Here is a 242-nt window from a genome sequence, read left to right as displayed (position 1 = left end):
CTTGGACCCGCTTGCCGACAAACTCCTCGTTTCTGCGGCGTTGATCATTTTGGTCGAGCTCGGATTCGCCCCGGCGTGGGTCGTCATTGTCATCATCAGCCGCGAGTTCGCGGTGACTGGCTTGCGCTTAGTGCTAGCAGGCGAAGGGGAAGTCGTCGCAGCGGGCAATCTAGGCAAGATCAAGACGGTCACGCAGCTGTTCGCGATTATTTCACTCCTGCTCTACAATATGATTTTCGCAC

At 56.2% G+C, this 242-nt stretch carries 1 protein-coding gene; it reads left to right on the top strand.

Annotated elements, in window-relative coordinates:
• Positions 1-242: CDP-alcohol phosphatidyltransferase family protein (locus tag R0J92_RS25940; protein WP_411053806.1), on the top strand; the 242-nt coding region annotated here is incomplete at both ends.

Origin of the sequence: Tritonibacter sp. SIMBA_163 (assembly GCF_046535935.1) — a bacterium.
In the GTDB taxonomy this organism is placed as follows: Bacteria; Pseudomonadota; Alphaproteobacteria; order Rhodobacterales; family Rhodobacteraceae; genus Epibacterium; species Epibacterium scottomollicae.
The sequence above is the reverse complement of the archived record's forward strand: the minus strand, read 5'-3'. Positions and strand labels throughout refer to the sequence as shown.